Raw genomic sequence first — 3461 nt, 5'->3', positions numbered from 1 at the left:
CCGAGTGGACAGATCCCGGGAAGAGCACCCATCAGGGGCCACACGGTTCATGAGTCACACCCAGCCAGACGGCGACACCGATCCTGTCAGCCAGCACCGGGCCAGCCATGCGAATACTTACAGACGGCTCACTGCCATTTGAGATCTTCGTCCAGTTGTGGGACTTGTCTGTCACGCTCATTCGCTGAGCGGGTATCAATCGTGGCCTCTTGCCAGTACGCCGGACTGTAGAGATGAATATCATTGCCGCTGACGACCTTTAGCACACCGCCCGTGAGTATTTCGTAGGTGGCGTCGTCCGGAAACTCGTCATCCTCATCGTGGTATTGAATCTGTATCCACATTTTCATAATGGGAAGTAATCCTCCGCACCGTCAGATCGGGATTCTTGACGAGACCGCCGCGATGGCGAGATGCCCGGAGTCGGAAGTCCCGCTTATCCGTGGCCGGAAGTCCCGAGAACGAGGTCTTTCGCCAGCTGGCGAGCAGGCATAACAAGGTCGATTCTGTATCTGGTTCGACGACCGCAGGAGGTGCTTCGGAGTTGTGCGAGCCACTGTTGATGAACAAGGACACCCGATTGGGTGAGGCAGTGCCTCATGCGTTCGAATGACGCCGCGGCCGAGGCGCTGCAGGAGCTGGCCGACTTGATTGCCATCTCCGGTGGCGATCCATACCGGGTGCGTTCTTATGAGAAGGCCGCCCGTTCGGTCGCCGGTTACCCCCTCGATCTCGACACTCTCGACCGGAAAGGTTTGATGGCGATCCCGGCGGTCGGTGCGCACACCGCCGACAAGCTGCTCGAGTTCCGTCAAACCGGCCGCATCACCGCTTTGGAGGAACTGCACGCCCAGCTGCCCGCGGGTCTGCGCGCTCTCCTGGGGATCCCCGGACTCGGACCCAAGCGGGCCCACCAGGTCTATGTGGAGCTGGGCATTTCGTCGATGCCGGAACTACTAACCGCATTGCACGACGAACAGCTGCGCAACCTGAAAGGCTGGGGCGAGACCAGCGAACGCAACCTGGCCCGTGCGATCCGCCAGATGCAGGAAGTCGGGGGGCGCATGCCGCTGGCGCTCGCTCTCGATATCGCCGAGGATCTGGTCGCGCGGCTCGCCGCACTTCCGCAGGTGAGCCGAGTCGACTACACAGGATCCTTGCGGCGGATGCGCGACACTGTCGGCGACATCGACCTGTTGGTGGCCGCAGACGAAGACCCGGCATCGGTCATGGACCACTTCTGCACCATGCCGTTGGCGGATCGGGTGCTGGCCCACGGCCCCACCAAGTCTTCGGTGGTGACAACGAAAGGTATCCAGGTGGACCTGCGGGTGGTGCCTGCGAAGGTCTGGGGCGCGGCTCTGCAATACTTCACCGGGTCTAAAGCTCACAACATCCGCATCCGCGAATTGGCCGTACGGGCCGGGCTGAAGTTGTCCGAGTATGGGCTGTTCCGCGTCGATAACGACCACCTATTGGCATCGACAGACGAAGCGGACATCTACGCCGGACTCGGGCTGCCGTGGATTCCGCCGGTTTTGCGCGAAGACCGCGGCGAAGTCGAAGCTGCGCTGGAGGGCCATCTCCCTGACCTAGTGGAGGTGGCCGACATCATCGGCGACCTCCACGTGCATACCAATCTCACCGACGGCCTCGCCAGCCTGGATGAGATGGTCGCCGCCGCGTCCGGCCGCGGATATCGTTACTGCGCCATCACCGATCACGCCCCGCTGCTGGCGATGCAGCGAATGACGCGTGCCAAGGCCCTCCAACAACGCGGCGAGCTGCCCAAGCTGGCTCGCCGCCACGGTATCGAGTTGTTGCACGGCTCCGAACTCAACATCGCCGCGGATGGGTCCCTGGACTGGGATGACGACTTCCTCGCCAGCTTTGACGTCCTGGTTGCTTCGGTGCACTCCGATCTCGACCAGACCCGCGAGGCGATGACCCGGCGTCTGCTCACCGCCATCGAGCACCCCTACGTCAACATCATCGGCCATCCGACGACCCGCCTTCTCGGTCGTCGTCCGCCGGTCGATTTCGACGCCGACGCGGTGTTCGCGGCCGCCGCGCGCACCCATACCGCCTTGGAAATCAACGCCTTTCCCGACCGGCTGGATCTCAGCGATGAACTCGTGAGCCGCGCCCGCGAACATGGCGTTGTCTTCGCGATCGACACCGATGCCCACGCAGTACCGCATCTGGACTACATCCGTTACGGCGTCGCCGTCGCCCAGCGTGGTTGGGTATCAGCCGACAAGGTGATCAACACCTGGCCACTGGACCGGCTCCGCGCGTTCCTCGCAAAGGGACGCCGACTCTCCGACGACTTATCCACCGCGCACCACCGCGCCGGTTCCCGGCGTCATTGAGCAAGCCGAAAAGTGTTGCCTAAACCGGTTCACCACGCTCACGTCAACGGCCACGGCTGGAAGCGAGACCGCCCGATGCGGGATCACTCCGCAGCGACGAACGACCATCGGGGATGGAACTTCGGTCTCTACCGGTCGACCGCACACCATCGAAAGATCCAAAGGATAGTGACACAGCAACCGAACGAAGTGACGATGTGGCCGTCCCGTTAGGCACCAGCACAGTCGCCTGAGATCGATGGTCCAGATTTGTCAGCTTCGAGGAAGGAAAATCGACTGCTATGGCGATCTGTGATACCTGCGGCAACGAGTACGACAAAGCATTCACCGTAACCCGGGCAGATGGCTACACCGCCACGTTCGACAGCATCGAGTGCGCGGCGGTCGGAGTGGCGCCGGCGTGCGCCCACTGCCGCTGTCGCATCCTGGACGCTCACGCAGAAGTGCACGGCTTGAGCTGAAGAACATTCCGGTCACCCGACGCGCGCCGCTTGTGTCGTCGAACAGGTTGGCCGACAGCGCATTCGGCGGTGCCGACGCCGGGATGGGCGATCACTTTTCCGGGTTACGGGCTGACAGCATAGATGTGTGTAGGGGAGATGACCGTGGTGATGGCGGCGGCGAGTGTCGTGCTTGGGTCAGCGCCCCGGTAATGGATGTCGGTGTTGGTGAGGATGACCAGCGTTAGTTGTTTCTCCGGCAGGTAAACGGCCACGGTTTCGTAGCCCGGCAGCGTGATTCCCAATCCATATCCGATTTGGGTGGGCACACCCGGCTCATCTACCGTCTCTAGCCGTTGTCGCTGCATCGCCGAGGAAAGCAACCTGCCCGAGGCGGCCGCGGGCGCCCAGATGTGCAAATCCTCGAGTGTGGAAATCACCGCAGCGGCGGCCCAGCCCCACGACGGATCCCAGTCGGTGGCGGTGGCTTCGCCAACGTGAGCGGTCCAGTTGGTATAGCCCCGGGCATGCGGCTGTGGAAATTCATTGCCTGTGGGGAAACTGGTTTGTCTCATGCCCAGCGGCGTGAGGATGTGGTCACGGATATAGTCGGGCAACGATTGCCCACTGACTTTTTCCACCACCAGAC

Annotated in this window: 4 protein-coding genes; 2 read left to right on the top strand and 2 right to left on the bottom strand. The window is 62.3% G+C overall.

The genetic code is table 11. The features are described 5' to 3' along the window. Positions 1 to 128 precede the first annotated feature (128 nt). A complete protein-coding gene (locus ACLP4W_RS11205) occupies positions 129 to 350 on the bottom strand; it encodes a hypothetical protein (RefSeq protein ID WP_442386201.1) in 222 nt (73 codons plus the stop codon). A gap of 249 nt (positions 351 to 599) precedes the next feature. Between ACLP4W_RS11205 and polX the strand changes: the two genes are divergently transcribed. Both polX and ACLP4W_RS11195 read left to right on the top strand, forming a co-directional pair. Then, entirely contained in the window at positions 600 to 2372 is a 1773-nt protein-coding gene (gene polX / locus ACLP4W_RS11200) for a DNA polymerase/3'-5' exonuclease PolX (RefSeq protein WP_442386200.1), read from the top strand. 281 nt (positions 2373 to 2653) lie between these two features. Then, positions 2654 to 2833 (top strand): hypothetical protein, encoded by a 180-nt coding sequence (locus tag ACLP4W_RS11195; protein WP_442386202.1) that lies wholly within the window; start codon positions 2654 to 2656, stop codon positions 2831 to 2833. A gap of 104 nt (positions 2834 to 2937) precedes the next feature. Here ACLP4W_RS11195 and ACLP4W_RS11190 read toward each other — a convergent pair. Next, the coding region (locus ACLP4W_RS11190) for a serine hydrolase domain-containing protein (protein WP_442386199.1) at positions 2938 to 3461 on the bottom strand (524 nt) is incomplete at its 5' end.

Origin of the sequence: Mycobacterium sp. (genome assembly GCF_052145595.1) — a bacterium.
GTDB lineage: Bacteria > Actinomycetota > Actinomycetes > Mycobacteriales > Mycobacteriaceae > Mycobacterium.
Note: the sequence above shows the minus strand (reverse complement) of the source record. Positions and strands in the feature narration are given on the sequence as shown.